The organism is Ornithinimicrobium avium (genome assembly GCF_003351765.1).
Classification (GTDB): Bacteria; Actinomycetota; Actinomycetes; order Actinomycetales; family Dermatophilaceae; genus Ornithinicoccus; species Ornithinicoccus avius.
This window is the reverse complement of the sequence record NZ_CP031229.1, coordinates 923,528-942,046: the sequence shown is the minus strand read 5'-3', so window position 1 is coordinate 942,046 and position 18,519 is coordinate 923,528. Positions and strand designations below refer to the sequence as shown.

Annotated in this window: 16 protein-coding genes; 12 read left to right on the top strand and 4 right to left on the bottom strand. The window is 71.9% G+C overall.

The features are described from left to right. The first annotated feature begins 86 nt into the window (after positions 1-86). The 6 genes from DV701_RS18120 (at position 87) to DV701_RS04395 (ending at position 9,985) form a co-directional block, all read left to right on the top strand. Entirely contained in the window at positions 87-3,437 is a 3,351-nt protein-coding gene (locus DV701_RS18120; protein WP_162802797.1) for a GH36-type glycosyl hydrolase domain-containing protein, read from the top strand. A gap of 139 nt (positions 3,438-3,576) precedes the next feature. After that, on the top strand, positions 3,577-6,543 hold the full coding sequence (locus DV701_RS04415) for a hypothetical protein (protein ID WP_162802796.1): 2,967 nt from the start codon (positions 3,577-3,579) through the stop codon (positions 6,541-6,543). A 19-nt stretch (positions 6,544-6,562) separates the two neighbouring features. After that, positions 6,563-7,108: a hypothetical protein gene (locus DV701_RS04410; RefSeq protein WP_114927238.1), complete on the top strand. Its 546-nt coding sequence runs from the start codon at positions 6,563-6,565 to the stop codon at positions 7,106-7,108. Between the two features lie 158 nt (positions 7,109-7,266). Next, positions 7,267-8,484 carry a flavin-containing monooxygenase gene (locus DV701_RS04405; protein WP_229574882.1) on the top strand — a complete coding sequence of 406 codons (1,218 nt, stop codon included), beginning with the start codon at positions 7,267-7,269 and terminating at the stop codon, positions 8,482-8,484. Positions 8,485-8,649: 165 nt separating this feature from the next. Further along, positions 8,650-8,982, top strand: coding sequence for a Rossmann-fold NAD(P)-binding domain-containing protein (locus DV701_RS04400; RefSeq protein WP_114927237.1), 333 nt, complete (start codon positions 8,650-8,652; stop codon positions 8,980-8,982). A gap of 64 nt (positions 8,983-9,046) precedes the next feature. Further along, a complete protein-coding gene (locus DV701_RS04395) occupies positions 9,047-9,985 on the top strand; it encodes an NADP-dependent oxidoreductase (protein ID WP_202863629.1) in 939 nt (312 codons plus the stop codon). 94 nt (positions 9,986-10,079) lie between these two features. Here DV701_RS04395 and DV701_RS04390 read toward each other — a convergent pair whose 3' ends face one another. Beyond that, positions 10,080-11,150, bottom strand: a complete 1,071-nt coding sequence (locus tag DV701_RS04390) for a DmpA family aminopeptidase (protein ID WP_267874144.1) — start codon at positions 11,148-11,150, stop codon at positions 10,080-10,082. 138 nt (positions 11,151-11,288) lie between these two features. Further along, positions 11,289-11,747, bottom strand: a complete 459-nt coding sequence (locus DV701_RS04385) for a hypothetical protein (protein ID WP_114927234.1) — start codon at positions 11,745-11,747, stop codon at positions 11,289-11,291. Between the two features lie 51 nt (positions 11,748-11,798). Here DV701_RS04385 and DV701_RS04380 point away from each other — a divergent pair, with 51 nt between their 5' ends. Beyond that, on the top strand, positions 11,799-12,167 hold the full coding sequence (locus tag DV701_RS04380; RefSeq protein WP_162802795.1) for a hypothetical protein: 369 nt from the start codon (positions 11,799-11,801) through the stop codon (positions 12,165-12,167). A gap of 221 nt (positions 12,168-12,388) precedes the next feature. On the opposite strand, the gene DV701_RS04375 is transcribed toward DV701_RS04380, so the two are convergent. After that, a complete protein-coding gene (locus DV701_RS04375) occupies positions 12,389-12,769 on the bottom strand; it encodes a hypothetical protein (RefSeq protein ID WP_114927232.1) in 381 nt (126 codons plus the stop codon). Positions 12,770-13,110: 341 nt separating this feature from the next. Between DV701_RS04375 and DV701_RS04370 the strand changes: the two genes are divergently transcribed. From DV701_RS04370 to DV701_RS04345, 5 genes are all read left to right on the top strand, one after another. Next, positions 13,111-13,491, top strand: coding sequence for a hypothetical protein (locus DV701_RS04370; RefSeq protein WP_228255214.1), 381 nt, complete (start codon positions 13,111-13,113; stop codon positions 13,489-13,491). Continuing rightward, on the top strand, positions 13,481-13,969 hold the full coding sequence (locus DV701_RS04365; protein ID WP_114927230.1) for a hypothetical protein: 489 nt from the start codon (positions 13,481-13,483) through the stop codon (positions 13,967-13,969). Before DV701_RS04370 ends, DV701_RS04365 begins: the two co-directional genes overlap by 11 nt. Next, the gene (locus tag DV701_RS04360) at positions 13,966-14,850 is read left to right on the top strand and encodes a hypothetical protein (RefSeq protein WP_114927229.1); all 885 of its coding nucleotides are present in this window, start codon (positions 13,966-13,968) and stop codon (positions 14,848-14,850) included. The genes DV701_RS04365 and DV701_RS04360 overlap by 4 nt, the downstream gene beginning before the upstream one ends. A 237-nt stretch (positions 14,851-15,087) precedes the next feature. Next, the gene (locus tag DV701_RS04355) at positions 15,088-16,347 is read left to right on the top strand and encodes an OmpA family protein (RefSeq protein WP_162802793.1); all 1,260 of its coding nucleotides are present in this window, start codon (positions 15,088-15,090) and stop codon (positions 16,345-16,347) included. An 87-nt stretch (positions 16,348-16,434) separates the two neighbouring features. Beyond that, complete coding sequence (locus DV701_RS04345; protein ID WP_162802792.1) at positions 16,435-17,358, top strand: hypothetical protein; 924 nt, start codon at positions 16,435-16,437, stop codon at positions 17,356-17,358. Positions 17,359-17,374: 16 nt separating this feature from the next. Here the strand turns inward: DV701_RS04345 and DV701_RS04340 are convergent, their stop codons facing one another. Continuing rightward, positions 17,375-18,232, bottom strand: coding sequence for a sigma-70 family RNA polymerase sigma factor (locus DV701_RS04340; protein WP_114927225.1), 858 nt, complete (start codon positions 18,230-18,232; stop codon positions 17,375-17,377). Positions 18,233-18,519 lie beyond the last annotated feature (287 nt).

Sequence of the window (18,519 nt, the reverse complement as noted above, 5' to 3'; positions counted from 1 at the left end):
GGCTCGTTTCCTCCTGCGATCCCGCCCAGGATAGCGACCGAGGTCGGCGTTGCGAGCCACAGGTGAAAGCGCTTACCGTCGAGGCCATGACGGACGACGAGGTGCGCCTGGACCTGACCTCGACCGGAGCCCTGCGCTCCGCCCGCGTCTTCGGGCTCGACCTGCTGCTCCATCCCGCCTCGGAGCTGGAGGACGGCATCGGGGGCCTGTGGCTGCGCGTGCGCGACGGTGGCTGGACGCCATACCCGCTGGTGGGCACCCGCTCGACCGGCGACCCGGTCGGCCCGCGTCCGACCGGCGACACGGTCGGCCCGGGCGGGAAGGTCGTGGCCGTCCGCACGGGCACCCTGCCGGACCTCCCGGTCACCTGGAGCTGGCGGCTGTCCACCCTGCCGGGACGGACCGGGTGGAGCTGGCAGGTGCTCTTGACCAACGGGGGCGAGGAGCAGTTGGAGGTCGACCTGCTCCACGTCCAGGACCTCGCGCTGTCGCCCGCGGAGGTGCTGTTGGCGAACCGCCTCTACCCCAGCCAGTACCTCGACCTCTCGCCGGTCGACCTGGGTGCCCGTGGGCCCGGCGTCGCGGTCCGCCAGAACATGCCGGGGGAGAGGGCGCCGTGGGCGCTGGTCGGGTGCTGGACCCGAGCGACGAGCTGGGCCACCGACGGGCTCCAGCTCGCGGGCCGGGGACGTCCGGAGGGGGCTGCGTGGCCCGGGCTGCGCGCGGACCTGCCCGGCGAACGGCTCCAGCACGAGCACGCCGCGGCCGCCCTCCAGAGCGAGACGGTGGCGCTGGCGCCCGGGGAGGACTGGACGAGCGGGTTCTTCACCGTGCTCCTGGCGGACCACCCGGGCGCGACCTCCGACGCCGACGCGGCCGTGGCCGAGGGGCTGGAGCCGGATCCGCGACCGCTCGTGCACCGTGACCTCGAGCAGCCGGGGACGACGCAACTCGAGGACGAGCCCGGCCGCAACCTGCTGGACAGCGCTCCGCCGCTCCTGCCGCGCGACCTCAGCGCCGGGGAGGCAGAACAGCTGGTCGGCACCGGCCGGTCGCACGTGGAGACCCTGGACGGTCGGCAGGTCAGCTGGTTCACACCGGCCGGGGGGCACGTGGTCACCGCCGCGAAGCAGGCGGCGGTGCTCCGCCCGCACGGTCAGATCCTGCGCCCGCTGCACCGCCTGCTGCCGAGCGAGGGGGACGTGACCAGCACCGTATGGATGGACGGCTCCTTCTGCAGCCAGCTCACCCGCGGCCACGTGGACCTCGGGCGGGTCCTCTCCGCCCGCGAGGACCTGCTCGGCATCGCCCGGATGCGGGGTATGCGGCTCGCCGTCGACCTCGGCGACGGCTGGCAGCTGCTGGGCACCCCGAGCCTGTGGCTCAGCGACGTCGACCTGGCCACGTGGTGGTACGTCCTGGCCGACCTCACCCTCCGCGTCACCGCGCGCGCCCAGTCGGTCTCGGGGAGCTGCCGGGTCGAGGTCGAGACCCTGAGCGGCGCACCGGTGCCGGCGCTCGCCCTGCTGCACCTCGACTGGGCCGGCGCACCCGGGCAGGTGGGCGAGATCACCGACACCGGCAGCGGCGTGCGTGTCGCCGCGCCGGAGGGGGCGACGATCGACTCGCTGGAGGTCGCCGTCGAGGGTGCCGACGTGCACGAGGTCTCGGACGACGGCGCGATCTTCTCCGACGGGCAGACCCGCGGCGAGCCGCTGGTCACGCTGCGCCTGGAGCCCTCCGCGGAGTGGGCGCTCGAGCTGCTGCCCGGGGCACGGCCGGGCGGCGACGCGGCCACCGGGGCGACCTCCGCCGGGGCCGACCTGTGGCCGGCGGTCCACGAGGCCGTCACCGTCTCGGCAGAGGGTGCGGGGGACGGCGCCGACGCGCTCGCCCGCATCGCCCGGGTCACCGGGTGGTACGCGCACGACGCCGCCGTCCACTACCTCTCGCCGCGAGGGCTCGAGCAGCACACCGGCGGCAAGTGGGGGACCCGCGACGTCTGCCAGGGGCCGGTGGGCCTGCTGCGGTCCTGGGCGCGCCACGGCGAGTGGCGCGAGCTGCTCCTCCTGGTCCTGCGCGGCCAGCACGAGCGGGGCGACTGGCCCCAGGCCTTCGACTTCCTCGCCTCGCACCGCGTCGACGCCGTAGACGACGCGCACGGCGACGTCGTCTACTGGCCGCTCCTGGCGGTGGGCCAGTACCTCCACGCCACCGGCGACCGGTCCGTGCTCGAGGAGGAGGTCGGCTTCACCGGCGACGCCGCGCCCGGGGGGAGCGGCTCGGTCGCCGAGCACCTGCGCCGGGCGCTCGACGTCGTCGAGAGCACCTTCATCGGCGGCACCTCGCTGCCCGCCTACGGTCACGGCGACTGGAACGACTCCCTCCAGCCCGCCGACCCCGACCTCGCCCGGCGGATGGTCTCGACGTGGACGGCGGTCCTCCAGGTGGAGGCGCTGAACCGGCTCGTCGAGGGGCTGGGCACGGCATACCCGGAGCTGGGGGAGCGGGCGAGAGCCCTGGCGACCGACACCTCGCGGGACGTCGAGCGCCACCTCGTCGTCGACGGGGTGATGTCGGGGTACGGAGTGCTCGAGGACGGGCGCCTCGAGCCGATGATCCACCCGCGGGACACCCGCACCGGGCTGACCTACTCCGTGCTGCCGATGATCCACGCCATCGCCGGCGACCAGCTCTCGCCGGACGCGGCTCGCGAGCACCTGGCGCTCATCGAGGCGCACCTGCTCGGTCCCGACGGCGCTCGGCTCTTCGACCGGCCGGTCGCCTACCGCGGCGGTCCGACGGAGGTCTTCCAGCGTGCGGAGGCGAGCAGCTTCTTCGGGCGCGAGGTGGGGATCATGTACATGCACGCCCACCTGCGGTATGCCGAGGCCCTCGCCAGGGTGGGCGACGGGCCGGGGGTGCTGGCGGCGCTCGCGCGCGCCGTGCCGGTCGGGCTGCAGGAGCTCGTGCCCAGCGCGGCGCCGCGGCAGGCCAACACCTACTCCTCGTCCTCCGACGCGGCCTTCCCGGACAGGTACGCAGCCTCGGCCGACTATGAGAAGGCGCTGGCGGGGCAGGTGCCGCTCGAGGCGGGATGGCGGGTGTACTCGTCCGGGCCAGGGCTCTTCCTGGAGGTCCTCACCCAGCGCATGCTCGGGCTGCGGCACGCCGGCGAGGAGCTCGAGATCGACCCCGTGCTGGACCCGTCGTTGGGCACCGTGCACGCGTCGCTGCCACTGGCGGATGGCCGACGCGCCGAGGTCGAGATCGTCTGCGGCAGCTTCGGTCACGGCGTGACCGAAGTGAGCGTGGACGGGAGGCCGCTGGGCCTGCGTGCCCTGGCCAATCCGTACCGCGAACCTGGTGCCGCGGTCAGGGTGGCTGATCTCGGGGAGGGCGGCGAGCCGGTGCGGCTGCGGGTGACCACAGGTTAGGCGGAATCGGAGGGCGAACGCATCGAAACCTACTCCTGCGTAACCCCGCGCCGCGCTGCTAGCGTCAGCCAACTTCGGCACGGCCTGAGGAGGGCGTGTGGGCGGATGGGTGGTGGTCTGGAGGCGGTTTCGGGCACTGGTGACCTGGGGCGACGAGGTCTTCTCGGCCGCGGTGCAGATTGTCCTTCCCTACTGGTCTGCGGCCCTGGCGCTGATGCTCTCGGCGGGTGTGGTCATCGGCCGGATCGACTCGGCGCTCGCCGCCCGCCACCGTCTCGACGCGCTCGCCGGCGGCTTCGGCGCGGTCGCCTCACCGGTCCGGCTGCTCACCCCACAGACCTCGCTCGACGTCGTGACCGGATGGGCCGACCCTGCCGGCCTGCTGTGGTCCTACCTCGCGGTCGACCTGATCCTGATGACGCTGCTGGTGGTCCTCCTGCTCATCGTGCGCGCCACCGTCCAGCGTCAGCTCGCCGAGGGCGGCAGCCAGGACCCGGAGGCGCCCCGGCGGGCTGCCGCGGCCCAGGCGCTCGGCTGGAGCGGGCTGGCACTCGGTGGTTACTGGGTGGCAGACCTGCTGGAGACGGCCGCGACGGTGGGGCTGGGCCTGTGGGGGGAGGACGTCGACCTGCAGGGCGGGACCGCGCCGGGGGTGGCCATGCTGGCGGCCCGCGCGATTGGCGGGGTGTCGCTGCTGAAGTGGGTCGGGCTGGTCCTCGCCGTCGTGCCGGTCCTACTCGTCGCCAGCAGCTTCCGGTCCCTGCGCGACCGTGCCCTGACCGGGCTGGGGGCGCTGCGCGGCAACGTGCTGGTCGGGATCGTCCTGGTCGCGCTCTTCCTGGCCCTGGGCGGTGACATCGGACGGCAGATCGACGACGTCTTCTCCCACGCCGCCCAGTCTCCCTGGAAGATCGTGCTCGCGACCGGCCTGGCCACGCTCACCTCGTGGGTGATGCTCCGCGGGGGTATGCGGTGCGTCGCCGCCTTCCGCTGCACCCCGGCCGTGTCAGCAGTCACCGCGCCCAGGCTGCGGCGGACCCTGGTCGCAGGGGTGGTCCTGGTCCTGCTCGGGGTCAGCGCCGTTCTCGTGCCGGCCCTGGAGGCCGGTCGGGCGACGTTCCTGGCCCTGCTCCTCGTGCCCGGTGTGGCGCTGCTGCTCTGGACCGCGTTGTCCTGGCCGAGCCAGGTGCGTGGGCTCGCCCTGCATGCTGGCGCCCCACGTGCCGATGCGCCGGCCGCGTGGGTGTGGCTGCTGGCCGCGCTGCCGCTGTTGCTGCTGTGGCTCGGGCTGCTGCGCGCGATCACCACGACGTGGGCGGTCAACGAGCACCCGCCCGGCGCAGGGATGTTCTGGTGGGCCGCTGCCCTCGGAGTGCTGCTGGTCGTCTTCGTCGCCATCAACCAGGGACGTGACCTCGCCGCGGGCACGGAGCCGGGGTGGACCGAGGTCGCGGCGTGGCTCGCGGTGAGCGGCGTCGCGCTGGGCGTCTCGGCACTGCCCTTCCCGGCTGCCGTGTGGACGGGTCTGGGGACGGTGGGAGTGGTCGTCTGGTTCGCCCTGGTCAGCGTCTGCGGACTCACCGGGCTCACCCTGCTCGGGGACAGGTGGGCGGTGCGTGGTGCCCTGGCCATCACCCGGGTCCGTCGGATGCCGGTCATCCTCGGTCTGGTGCTGTGGGGGCTTGTCGCGAGCACCATCGACACCGACGGCCGCTACTACGACGTCGAGCTGCTGGACCCGGGCAGGGCCTCGACCCAGGTCTCGGCGGAAGTGGCGTTCACCAGGTGGTACGTGGGCGAGGGTGCCCCGTCCGCCCCGACGTACGGTCCGGGTGACGTGCGCTCGCTGGTCCTCGTGGCCAGCAGCGGCGGTGGGGTTCGGGCGGCCTTCTGGACCCAGGAGGTGTGGGACTGCGCGTTCGGGGCAGGCTGCTCCGACGCGGACCAGGCCGACCGCGACCGCATGCAGGATGTCTTCTTCGCCAGCGGTGTGTCGGGCGGCGCGGTCGGGCTGGCTCTCGTGGCGGCCCACGAGCGCAGCGGCCAGGAGCCCGCGACGACCTTCAGCCATGACTTCCTGGCGCCCGCGGTGGCAGCGCTGTTCGCCCGTGACCTGCCCAATTCCCTCCTCCGCCTTCCGCTGCCGGGCCACGACCGGTCGGCCGCGCTGGGCGACGCCTTCACCGAGGTCGAGCCCGAGCTCGCCCGGCCCCTGTCGTGGGCTGCGGGGCACACGCCATACCTTGCCCTGAACGCGACCAGCGTCGAGGACGGCTGCCGCTTCACGCTCTCCACACTGACCCAGGCCTCGCCGCAGACCCGGTGCACGGGTGTCCTCGCCGACGTGCCCTCCCACGGGCCGGGCGCCGCACCGGTCCGGCAGGGCAACCGCTACCTGTGCGACCGCGACGGTGTGCCGCAGGAGGTGAGCCTGGCGACCGCGGCGCTGGTCTCGGCCCGCTTCCCGTTCGTCTCCCCGACCGGCACGTTGCGCAACTGCCAGGGGGAGGAGACCTTCGTCCTGGACGGCGGGATGTTCGACAACTCGGGTGGCTCGTCGGTCACCAACGTGCTGGAGGCCATCGGTCCCAGGATGGAGAACGTCAACAAGAGGCAGACCTTCGGATGCGTCGTCCCTCGCCTTCTCATCATCGACAGCACCTTCGCCCCGACGGCCAGCACCGAGCCTGACGCCCGCCCCCTGCAGACCCTGGGGCCGGGCCTGGCGGTCGGCGCCTTCTACGGGAACCGCTCCGACCGGGAGCTCGTCGCAGCGGCCCGCACGGTCGAGGACGCCGCGCGGCAGGCCAAGGACGACTGTGGAGCGGGGGACACCCTCGCGAACGTGGTGACGATCTTCCCGGTCGCCGCCGGCGGCGCGGCCGCGCCGTTGGGATGGACGCTCGCGCAGAGCACGCAGGCGACGATGCGCGAGCAGCTGCCGACCGAGACGAACTGCCAGGAGCTGCCCGGCCAGGTGCCGGCCGCGACCAGCACCGGCCCGGCGACCGACAGCACCGACATCTCACCCTCCGAGCAGGGCCGCGAGGAGCACCTCAGACGGCTCTGCGCGGACATCCAGGCAGTCCACGGGTGGCTGCCGTGACTACAGGAGGAGCCCTGCCATGAGCGCACCGCATCCCCGGATCGCGACGTCCGGACTCACCGCACCGGCAGCCCACATGGCCTGGGTCTGGGCCGCCGTCGCCGTGGTCGTGCTCGTCGTCGGCTTCGGGACGTCCCCCGTCCAGGTGATCGCCGACCTGCTGGCCAACCAGGGGGTGAGCGACGCGCAGTCTCGGGCGATGTGGTTCGCCGCGGGCTTCACCCTGCCCCTCGTGGTGGGGACCTGCGCCGCCGTCCTGGTGCTGGGGTGGAACCTGCTCGGTGACATGGAGTGGCCCGGGGCCCTGTTCACCCTGTGCGCCTGCTTCGGCATACCGGGTCTCCTCAGCAGCTGGCTCAGACTGGGACTCTCGCCGGACTGGGCGGCTTCGACCGGAACCGGGCCGTGGTACGTCATGCTCCCGATGCGCATCTTCACGGCCTACCTGTCGTCCTACGGGTTCCCGCTGCTGGTCGTCGGTCTCGCGCTCGGCTTCGGACTCGCGCTGCAGATGCACCGCTGGTTCAACCGCCCCGAGGAGATCGTGCAGCCGCTCCTCGGGTAGCGGCCGGGGCGATGCCCGGCTGGGCTAGCCTGCCCCTACCGTGACGACGAAGATACTCACCCATGCCGTGATCGGCGCCGGCCCCTCCGGTCTGGCCGCGGCCCCGCAACCTGGCGCGCTTCGGGCTTCCGTGGACCGGCTACGAGCTGGCCGACGAGGTGGGCGGGCTGTGGGACATCGACGCGCCACGGTCGACGGTCTACGAGTCGGCGCACCTCATCTCGTCCCGGACGACGACGGAGTTCGTCGAGCACCCGATGCCGCCGGGCACGCCGGACTACCCCTCGCACACCCACCTGCTGGCCTACTTCCGCTCCTACGCCGACCGGTTCGGGCTGCGGGACGGCTACCGCTTCGGCACCGAGGTGACCTCGGTGCAGCCGGTCGGTGACCCGGCCGCCCCCGAGAGGTGGGTGGTCCGCGCAACCGGGCCTGACGGCATACCCGTCGAGTCCGAGCACGCGGGGGTGGTGGTGGCCGACGGCACCCTGTCCGAGCCGAACGTGCCGGAGCTGCCGGGGCACTTCGATGGTGAGATCTTCCACACCGCGGCCTACAAGCACCCGCAGGTGTTCGCGGGCAAGCGGGTACTCGTCGTCGGCGCCGGCAACTCCGGCTGCGACATCGTCGTCGACGCGGTCCACCACGCCGCCAGCGTCGACCTCAGCGTGCGGCGCGGCTACCACTTCGTGCCCAGTACCTCTTCGGGCGCCCCTCCGACACCCTCAACCAGGGCCGTCCGCTGCCGCCGCGGATCAAGCAGGCTCTCGACTCCCGGCTGCTGCGGATGTTCACCGGCGACCCGACCCCGCTTCGGCTTCCCCGAGCCCGACCACAAGCTCTACGAGTCCCACCCGATCGTCAACAGCCTGATCCTGCACCACCTGGGGCACGGCGACGCCAGCGTGCGGCCGGACGTCGAGCGGCTCGACGGCGACGGCGTCGTCTTCCGCGACGGCACGCGCCAGGGGTATGACGTGGTCGTCCTGGCCACCGGCTACCGCCTGCACTACCCTTCCTCGACCGCTCCCTGCTGGCCTGGCCCGAGGGGGCGGGGGGCGCCGGGGCTCTACCTGCAGATCGCCTCCCCCGCGGCCGAGGGCCTGTATGTGGTGGGGATGGTCGAGGCGTCCGGCATCGGCTGGCAGGGGCGCTGGGAGCAGGCCGAGCTCGTCGCGGCATACCTGGCCGCCCGGGAGAGCGGTGCGCCGGCCGCGGCGCAGCTGCGCGCCCGAGTGGCCGACCGCGCGGCCTGGCCCGACCTGAGCGGCGGATACCACTACCTGGGACTGGAGCGGATGGCCTACTACGTCAACAAGGACGCCTACCGGCGCGCGGTGCGCGCGCAGGCCGCCGAGCTGGAGGTGGGGCGATGACCGACGTCGACAGCATCAAGATCGCCTTCGACGAGGGCTCGCTGACCACGCTGCGGATCGTGCTCGCGCTCATCCTGCTCGGGGTGGCGCTGGACACGAGGGTGGATCACCCGGCTGTGGTCGGGGTGGTTCATCCTGCGGCTGGCGGGGGCGTCCTCGCCGTTCGTGCTGGTCTGGGACGAGGACGTCGTGCGGGTCGTGCTCGCGGCGGTGACCTGCCCGACCACCGGGGTCGTCAACGTCGCGGGGCAGGGCACGGTGGGGGTGGGAGAGATCGCGCGGGCGCTCGGCAAGCGGACCCTCGTCGTGCCCGAGCCGCTGCTCCGTGGGGCGCTCGCGGTGGGCAGGCGGCTGGGGCTGACCGAGTACGGGCCGGAGCAGACGGTCTTCCTCGCGCACCGCCCGGTCCTGGACGCCTCCCGGCTCGGCGCGCTGGGGGTGGAGGTGGAGCCCACGCGCAAGGTGCTGGCCAGGTATGCGGCGGTGCGGGGAGGGTAGGGGGCGACGCTGTGCCGCGGGACCCGCCTTTCGCTGGTCGTGCCTCCTGAGGCAGGCTGGCGCCATGGCGACGGAGGACACGCAGATGCGGGCGGTCAGGCTGGACGAGTACGGCGACGTGGGGGTGCTGCAGGTCCGCGAGGTGGACATCCCGGTCCCGCAGCCGGACCGGGTGGTGGTCGAGGTGGTGGCGACCTCGATCAACCCGGGGGAGGCCGGGATCCGGGAGGGAGGTTTCGACCCCGACCGCACCGCGGCGTTCCCGATGGGTGAGGGCAGCGACCTCGCCGGTCGGATCAGCGGGCTCGGGACGGGTGTGACCGGCTGGCAGGTCGGCGACGAGGTCATCGGCTGGTCAGGGGAGCGGTCCGCGCACGCGCAGTATGTGGCGGTCCCGGCCTCGCAGATCACCGCTCGTCCCGAGCAGGTGCCCTGGGAGCAGGCGGGCAGCCTGTACGTCGCAGGGGGAACCGCGGTCGCGATGCGGGACGCTGTGACCCCGCAGCAGGGTGAGTCGGTGGTGGTGACGGCGGCAGCCGGTGGGGTGGGCTCGATCCTGGTGCAGCTGCTCGTCTCGAACGGCGTCCGGGTGCTCGGGGTGGCCGGTCCGGACAAGGATGACTGGCTCAGGGGTGTGGGCGTCGAGCCGGTGAACCGGGGCGAGGATCTGGCCGGGCGGCTCCGGGCCGCTGCGCCCGAGGGTGTCGCGGCGTTCCTGGACTGCTTCGGGCAGGGCTACACCGACCTGGCGCTCGGCCTCGGGGTCCCGCCGGAGCGGGTGGTGACGATCGCCGACTTCGAGGCCGCCGGTCGCAACGGCGCCCGCGGGGTGTTCGGGCACGCGTCCACGACCGCAGACACGCTGGCCGACCTGGCTGCCATGATCGTCCGCGGCGACCTGGTGGTCCCGATCGCGGCGACCTATCCGCTGGACGAGGTCCGGGCCGCCTACACCGCTCTCGCTGAGCGCCGCACCGGCGGCAAGATCGTCCTCCTTCCCTGAGCGGGGGCTGCGGACCGTGTCACCGGCGAGGGGAGGACGACTCCGCCACGTCCGCCGTCTGCCGAAGATCCGCTCCGGCCGCCCTTGGAAGCCCTCAGCGGAGCGGGGCGAGGGCGACTCCGCGCTCGGTGAGCAGGTCGGTGAGAGGGTCGTGGGGGAGGGCCGGTGAGCGGTGGTCGTCGCGGCCGACGGTGGTGTCGTTGGCGATCAGGGCGTTGAGCACGGCCTCTTCGACAGAGGTGACGACGGTCTCGTAGAGCGGGTCGATGCTGCCCCACTGGATGAACCGCAGCTCGTCGTAGCCCTCGGTGCCGTCGGCGCTCTTGGTGCTGCCCAGCGCTCCGGGGTTCGCGGTGGAAAGGGCCAGGAAGATGTCGCCGGAGAAGTGCGAGCCGGTGGTGCCGGTGCGGGCCAGGCCGAGGGGGACCCGGCGGGCCAGGGCCTCGCACTGGCCCGGGAGCAGCGGTGCGTCCGTGGCGACGACGACGATGACCGAGCCGGCGCCCGGTGGCACGGCCTGGTGGGCCTCGTCCATCGGGTTCTCGACACCGAGCGCGTCGCCGACCTGCTGGCCGGCGACCACGAGCTCGTGCCGACGGCCGAAGTTGGCCTGGACGAACGCGCCGACGGTGTAGCGGTCGCCGCCGTGGTGGACGAGCCGGGAGGCGGTGCCGCTGCCGGCCTTGAAGGCGTAGCAGTTCATCCCGGTGCCGCCGCCGACGGAGCCTTCCTCGACCGGGCCCGGTGCGGCGTCGTCGATCGCCTGCACGGCGTGGGCTGCGGTCACGTGTGAGCCGTTGATGTCGTTGAGGTAGCCGTCGTAGGTCTCCGCGACCACAGGGAGGAGCCAGCCTGTCGCGGCCTCGGGCCGGTTGGCCACGACCCAGTCGATCACCCCGCGGTGGCAGGGTCCGATGGCGTGCGTGTTGGTGATCAGCACGGGCAGCGACAGCGCACCGGTCTCCGAGATCCAGGTGGTGCCGGTCATCTCGCCGTTGCCGTTGAGGGAGTGCCACCCCGCCGCGCACGGCATACCCACACCATCACGACCCCGCGGCAGGATCGCGGTGACGCCCGTGCGCACCGGGCCGGCACCGACCCGCAGCGGCCCGGAGCCCTCGACCAGGGTCACGTAGCCGACCTCGACGCCCGGCACGTCGGTGATCGCGTTGAGGGGCCCGGGCGAGCCGGTGAAGGGGATGCCCAGGGCACGGGCCCGCGCGTCGCGGCATTGGCGATGGCGTCGATGAAAGACTCACGGTGAACCGTCATGGATCCTCCTTGGCTGGTGGGGCCGCTCACGCTAGGTGGGACGTGTCGCGGCTGTGTCGCACGTGCCGCCAGGACCCTGCCGCAAAGCCGTGTCACGACTCCGGCACCCACGAGCGTCCCGCACCACGTACCGTGCGGTGATCCACTCGCTGGGATCGTGGTCGTGCAGGTCCTCCACGCTGTACATGTGCGAGTACGGCGTGTACTCCGTCGTGACCAGGGTGGAGCCGTCGAGCGCAGCCGCGTTGATTCCCCGGCGGGAGATCGGACCGGACTCGTCGCCGGGGAGCCACTGGCCGCCCATGAGCCCAGGCGCTACCAGGCGCAGGCCTCCCGACTCCTGGCGGTAGGCGGCGACACTCGTCATGATGCTGGTCTGTCCTGCGCAGCAGTGCTCGATCTCAGTGCCGCTGCACATCAGCGATACGACGAGCTCGTCCTGACCGTCCCCGTCGACGTCGGCAATTCCGACCAGCTCGACACTGAGCACGCTGAGCCTTGCGTACTCGCCGGACGCCCCTCGGCGGGGTACGAGGAGGCGTTGACGGGGAGGGTGCCGCTCGAGGCGGGATGGCGGGTGTTCTCGCCCGGCCCGGGGCTGTTCCTGGAGGTCCTCTCCCAGCGCATGCTCGGGCTGCGGCACGCCGGCGAGGAGCTCGAGATCGACCCGGTGCTGGACCCGGCACTGGGGACGGTGCGGGCGTCGGTGCCGCTGGCGGGCGGTCGGCGGGCCGACGTGGAGCTGGTCTGCGGGAGCAAGGGCCACGGGGTGGCCGAGGTGAGCGTCGACGGACGGGCGCTGGACCTGCGCCCGCTCGTCAACCCCTACCGCGAGCCCGGTGCCGCCGTCCGGTCTGCCGACCTGCACCCGGGCGAGGGGACAGTGCGTCTCCCCATCGGTACGCGGTAGCCAGGTGATGCTCTGAGCCGGTGTGACACCGCGGACATGGTGCGCCCACTACCGGTCGCGCCGCCCGGAGGAGGGACATGGCGTCGTGCGCCGCGACGTGGCGGGTCGGCGAGCTGAGGTGCGGATGGAGTGCGAGCTACCAAGCACGTGGACCAGCGCTGCCAACCCGGGCTGTGCGCCACGCTGTCGTCGCACGTCAGGCCGAGCCGGCGCGGTGGATCTCAGGCGGCCAGTCGTCCCCGGTAGTCGTTGAAGGCGTACACGACGGAGAGCAAGGTGTTCGTGATGGCGTGCACCTGCGAGTACTCCAGGAAACAACTTCCGCGAAGGCACAGATCGCCCTGGAGCGAGGCCAGTCCGACCGTGCCATATCCCTGGAGCACCTCGAGCAGGAGCGCCGGGTTCGCGTCGAGGCAGGGATCGCGCAGGATCCCCTGCACGTAGATTTCGTTGATCCCGTTGTCCACAAGGAGGCGCACGGGACTGGTCCCGTCGACGACGACGCTCACGTCCCACAGCGCCTTGGCCTCGGGCACACGTCTCACGTCCTCGAACTCGTCGAGGGTCGAGAGCACGAGCTCGATGTCTGATCGACTGGCCATGTCGGTCCTATCTCTTGACGCGATGGTGGGCCGAGGATAGGCGCCGACCGTCGCGTCACTGTCGCATCCGGATGCGCTGCGACACTATGGCGACGTCTGCTCCATACGGTCCCCGCATGGCACGATCAAGCTCATCCCCCTCGCTGGCGGAACGGGCGCACCACGTATGGGCAGGGGCCCGAGACGGTCGACGCTCCGCGCGCCGGCTGAGCCATCTCGGAGCCCATGCCTGGCTCGCCCGCCGAGAGCGCGAACAGGCCGCCCTGGACGCGGAGGTCTCCTGCTGCCTCGAGCGGTGGACAAGGGCGATCGAAGCACCCAGGATCACAGTGACTGCAACGTTGAGCGACTCACCGCCAGGCAAGCAGGCCACCGTGGCGACGACGTCGCCCACCACCATGGCGCAGGTGCGGGAACGGCGGCGGCGCCAGACGAGCGAAGCGGCGCACCTGAAGAGGGAGCAAGAGCGCCGGGACCGGGCCGCGGCCGCCACCTCGGAGCTGGAGTCCTTGATCGAGCGCACCGCAGCGGAGCTGCACCTCCTCCAGGCCCGGCACACGCTGCTCTTCGCTACCTACACACGAGCCTACGTCCGCGCATACTCGCGGGCGACGACCGTGCACGCGCCCGAGCCCGCGTGGATGCTCCACATCGCGCGGCCCCAGGCCGTCTCGCTGACGCAGTCGGTCCTGAGCGTCGAGGGGGACGGTCATGCTGCGTGAACTCCTCAACCGGCTCCTGCCGGAGAGGCAGGAGGGGTCCTCCGCGCCCGAGTCGTCCGACCGGTCGCTCAGTCTCCGGGAGTTCAACATCGCGCACGCTGCTCCGCTCGAGGAGATGCTCGGTGTCGACGGACTGACCCCCGTCGACCCCCACCTGCCCACACAGATCCCCGGTGAGCTGGAGATGCAGTTGTGGATCTCCGCATACCTGCAGCAGTGCCCCGACATGTTCGACGAGGGAACCCTGGACTTTCTCAGCCCCTACCTGCGGGCCCAGGAACAACTGTGGACCCGGGCCAGCGAGGTGGCGGAGCGGTCGGCCCAGACTGCCGCGCACCGGATTCGATCTGCCAACGACGAACACCTCCAGATCGCGAAGACCAGGCTCGCCCAGCTCGAGGTGGTCCGGGCAGACACCATCCGTCTGCTCGCCCAGCTCAACGCCACGCTCAACCCGGAAGGACCCCGCATCTCATGAAAGACATCCACGACCCGAAGAAGGAGTCTGAGGAGCCGAATTCCGGTGGGAGCCGTACTTGCGGGCTCAGAGAGTACGCCAGCATGGGCCCTGCGTGGTTGCCCTGGGCAGTGGTCCTCATCCTGCTGCTCATCGCGTCGGTCGCCGACTTCGTCCTCATCCGCACCCTGATGCTGATGCTCATGCCCCTCAGCAGTCCCTTCGGCCTCTCAGGGCCGAATCTGATCGCCTCCGCTGTGGTGGTTGTGAGCACCGCTGCCATGTTCACCAGCGGAGTCGCGAAGGCGCACTTCGACGACACCCAGCAGGACGGCAGCGTCTCGGTACGTCGTCAGCCCTGGGGGGTGATCGCGGTGGTCTGTGCCTGGGCCGTCTTCGGGCTCATCCTCTTGGTGGTCCGGTGGCTTGCCGCCGAGACCGTTTTCGCGGCCGAGGACCGCGGTGTCGAGTGGCTTCTGGCCATCCTCATGTCGGGTCTCTACCTGGCCACCGGGATCTTCGCCTTCGTGGACGGTTACCTCGTGACGCAGCCGTATGCCGTGCGGCTCCGCCACGCTCGGCGCCACCGCACCCGGCTCGAGGAGAGGGCGAGCAGCCTTGACTCCCAGATCGCAGAGCTCGTGGGTCAGGTGCGCCGGCACGAGGAGGTCGGCCGTTCCCCGGGCACCGATCCGGTGCAGATCGGTGAGGACTACGCGACCCAGCGACGCAGCATCCAGGACCTGGGCGAGGCGCTCAGAATGTTCGCGCAGCTCGAGATCGCTCGGCGTGCGGGCTCCGAAGAGGCTGCGGAGGCGGCCGGCTTGGCGTCGCAGGACGAAGGCACGGTCCGGCTTGGGGACGACGAGTCCCTGGACCAGGAAGACGGGTCCGCAGCATGACGACCATCTACCGCCCACGGCGGTGGCTGGGCGCACTGGCCGCGGCCCGGGGCGGCGACTCAGACGGAGGCACTTGCTTCTGGTGCGGCATCGCGCTCCAGACGTGCCCCTTGGGGGATTCCTGCCCCGGCAGCTCCACGGTGACCGCTCGACCCCTGTGCACCCGATGCAGCCTCCAGGCGTGCTGCCCCCGACACGGAAAGGACTGGTATGCGCTCTAGCAACCCTTCACCCCTGATGGCTGTTCTGCTCCTCCTCCTGCTCCTGACTGGATGCGCTCAGGCGAGCGGCGGCCAACAAGGTGCCGCCCCGTCGGCGTCCGGATGCGAGGCGGGTGGCCTCCGGGAGAACGTCATCCTGGTCCTCGGAACTCACGCGAACATGCCCCGGCCGGTGCTGACCGCGGCGGACGGCGCCACGACCAGCCCAGAGTTGTCCTGTGCGCTAGATCACCTCCTCCTTGAAGGCGGTCAGCTCACGGTCATCGGCGTCGATGGCGCCCCTGCCCAGACGGCGAGGAAGCGGTTCGCGCCGCTCTCGGCCGAGGTGAACGACAAGAACGGCCCGGGTAAGGAGCGCCTGCTGCGCGAACGTCGCTCCGAGCTGGACGACCTTCTCAACCCGACACCCCTGACGGAGGGCGCTGACCTGCACCGGGCTTTGGACCTGGCCCTGCGCGCCGCCTCGCGGGAGCCGGCGGCGTCCGTCGTGTTCGTACTCGACAACGGGTTGTCGGACCGGGGTGCGGTCGACATGACAAGAGCGGGATGGTCCACGTCCGAGGCGTCGGATGTCGCGTCTGCGGTGGCCCAAAGTGGCCAAGCGCTGCAGCAGAGTCCTGGTGTTACCGTCGTGCTCTCCGGCCTGGGCGGCACGTTCCTGCCTCAACCGGAGCTCCATACCGTCCAGGAGCGGGCAGTGACCGCGATCTGGGAAGCGCTCGTCCGGGACACCGGCGCCGACGTGACGGTCGACGCCACCGCGTGGACCCGTGTCGAGGGGAACGTGACGGAGCTGAGTACCGGCTTCGTCGAACCCATCCGCCCACCCGTCGTCGACTTGAGAAGCACCGCGACGACCCAGGAGCCCGTGCTGCTCTATCCCGGGTCGTTGCACTTCGAGCCCGATGGCGCTGACCCGCAGTGGACGGACGAAGGCAGAGCGGTGATCGAGAACTTCGCACGGGTCGCTCGGGAGCGGACCGACGAGAAGCTGTACGTGGTCGGTCGCACCGACAGCATGGCGACCAGGAAGTGGGCATCCAATGACGAGCTGTCCCAGGCTCGAGCGGATGCGGTTCGTGATCTGCTCATCGACCTCGGGGTCGATGCCAGGCAAATCGTCTCCATGGGCCAGGGCTACGCCGGCTGTCCAGATGACGGAGGGCTCGACGGCGTCGACCCCGGCAAACGGCACCAGAACCGAGTGGTCGTTATCGGTGTGCTGCCGGCAGGGGAGCCGGTGCCGACCGGATGCTTCTACGACAAGCAGGACTGAGCAGTTGGGAGCTGGGAGGTGTCCGGGCCGGCACGCCCCCGGCCGGGATCCTTGTCTTCGGTTCCGGTGGCCGCCATCCTGGGACTTGTGGACCACGACCCCCTGACCTCAGAGCTGGCGCGTCTGCACCGAGGACGAGGACTGCGCAACCCTGACCTGGGCCAGGCTCTCGGGCCGACGCTGCGCGCCGCGCTGGGCATCGACGACGCGAAGCCCGGCCCCCAGGCGGTCCTCGAGCAGTTGCGGACAGCGATCGCCAGCCTGCCCCAGGACCTCCAGGTGGTCCTCCTCCACGGCATCGGGGCGCGCAGCTCCGAGCCCTTCCTGCAGGACCGTGTCGCGGCCGCGGCCGAGGTCCTGCACGTGACTCCGCGCACGATCCGTCGCCGCCTCGTGCAGGCCAACACGCTCGTCGCGCGGGCGCTGCGCGACCCTTCGCTGACGGGCACGAGCGCCCAGCCGGTGCGACTGCTCAGTCACCACGTCACGACCGACCTACGGCGTCCCGTGGTCCGGCTGGTCTCGGCCAAGACCGTCCTGCGGCGACGCGGTGGGGAGATCGAGCTGCGGGAACGTTTCGGGACGCCCGGCAACCGCGGGCCCGAGGCACCTACCCTGAGCGTCGGCGGCGCGGAGCTGCTCGACCTCGAGCCGATCTCCGCCAGCGTCTGGGAGGCCAGCTTGAGGCTTCCGGAAGGAGTGGCCGGAACGACGGCGGCCTACGCGCTCACGGTGGAGGAGCCGGGCATCGCCGCGCTCAGCCCGTTTACTGTCGCGGTCCCCATGCAGCTGATGAACCGGTGCGCAGTCACCGTGCACTTCGGTGACCTCCATCCGGTGACCCATCTGCGCGAGGTGCGGAACGCCCTCCCCGTGACCCTGTACGAACCCCCGGTCCTCGGTCCGGACGCAGGGCCGGCGCCGCCCACGGTCACCCTGACGGCCGACCGTCCTCAGCTGGGCCTGGCGTTCGGCTACGCCTGGGTGTGGGCGGAGGCCGGGGCAGGGTGAGCGCGCGCCGTCGTCGCTAGGCGGCCCCCCAGCGCTCGAGCAGCTCGACCGCCCAGGCTTGCGGAGTGGTTCCTGGCGGAGCCCCGACCGACCGGAGCGCCTCTCGCCAGGCCTGCTGCACCGAGCGCCCCGCCGCGCGGTCGCTGCGGAAGGACCGCGCCACCAGCGCCAGCACCGCCAGATCCTCGACGCTCGTGCCGGACAGGACGGTCTCGGCGTCGACTCCGTCCGCCCGGATGGTCGTGAGCGGGAGAAGGAGGCGCCGGTGCACCCAGGCGGCACCGACGCTCCCAGCCGCGACGTCGAGCACCCGACGGACGTCGGCGGTCACGTCCGCGGGATGCACCGACACCCCGCCCAGGAGCCCGGACTTCTCCCCGGCCCAGGACTCGATCGGCCAGCCCGAGGACAAGCGGTCGACCCGGGCGGCGTGGGCGCGCATCATCCGGAACAGGGCCAGGAGCCAGCGTCGCTCGCGCGCTCCCGTGGCCAGCGCGCGGAGGGCGTCCTCCACCGTGCTGACGTCGCCGTCGCTGCGCGTCGGGCGTGCCGGCAGGCCGCGACGGGCACGGGCCGCCCGGTGCTGGTCCACGAGCTCGTTCCTCGCCACCGTCACCAGCCATCCGGGGCTCGTCTCCACCCGGGCCAGGCGCAGCCGCCCGACCACGCCGGCAGCCAGGTCGTGGAAGACGTCGGTGCATCCCGTACGGGCACACTCGGTCAGCGGCCGCCGACCCTCCACGCCCGGGGGGCTGCTCGCCGGGCAGCCCGCCTGACTGGCACCTCTGTGCCGGCCTCTGCGGGAGCTGGCGCTGACCCGCCAGGCGGCGTCCATGACGCTGTCCGACCACTCCTCGTCCCCGACCTGACCCATGAGCAGGACGTTAGGGCCCCTCGGGTTGTCGCGGGCCGGCCCTGAGCGGGACCTGGACACCTTCTGTCCACCGCCTCCCGTCGCGGGCCGCGGGCGGATCGGAATCGGTCTGCAGGGCAGCCGGTCGCGCACCGGGGCAGCCGTAGAGGAGGCAGCCATGATGTGGTTCGGTCTGTTCTGGTCGATCATCACGAACTGAGCCTGTTCGTGTCCACCCTCGGGGGTGCCGTCCTCACGGGCGGCACTCCCGAACCGTCCGGTGCGACACGGGTGCGACACACCCGCGA

What these genes read in the sequence shown, in the direction of transcription:
- DV701_RS18120 (WP_162802797.1), top strand. Translation starts at nt 87, where the DNA reads ATGACGGACGACGAGGTGCGCCTGGACCTGACCTCGACCGGAGCCCTG.
- DV701_RS04410 (WP_114927238.1), top strand. Translation starts at nt 6,563, where the DNA reads ATGAGCGCACCGCATCCCCGGATCGCGACGTCCGGACTCACCGCACCG.
- DV701_RS04395 (WP_202863629.1), top strand. Translation starts at nt 9,047, where the DNA reads ATGGCGACGGAGGACACGCAGATGCGGGCGGTCAGGCTGGACGAGTAC.
- DV701_RS04375 (WP_114927232.1), bottom strand. Translation starts at nt 12,769, where the DNA reads ATGGCCAGTCGATCAGACATCGAGCTCGTGCTCTCGACCCTCGACGAG.
- DV701_RS04365 (WP_114927230.1), top strand. Translation starts at nt 13,481, where the DNA reads ATGCTGCGTGAACTCCTCAACCGGCTCCTGCCGGAGAGGCAGGAGGGG.
- DV701_RS04360 (WP_114927229.1), top strand. Translation starts at nt 13,966, where the DNA reads ATGAAAGACATCCACGACCCGAAGAAGGAGTCTGAGGAGCCGAATTCC.
- DV701_RS04355 (WP_162802793.1), top strand. Translation starts at nt 15,088, where the DNA reads ATGGCTGTTCTGCTCCTCCTCCTGCTCCTGACTGGATGCGCTCAGGCG.
- DV701_RS04340 (WP_114927225.1), bottom strand. Translation starts at nt 18,232, where the DNA reads ATGGGTCAGGTCGGGGACGAGGAGTGGTCGGACAGCGTCATGGACGCC.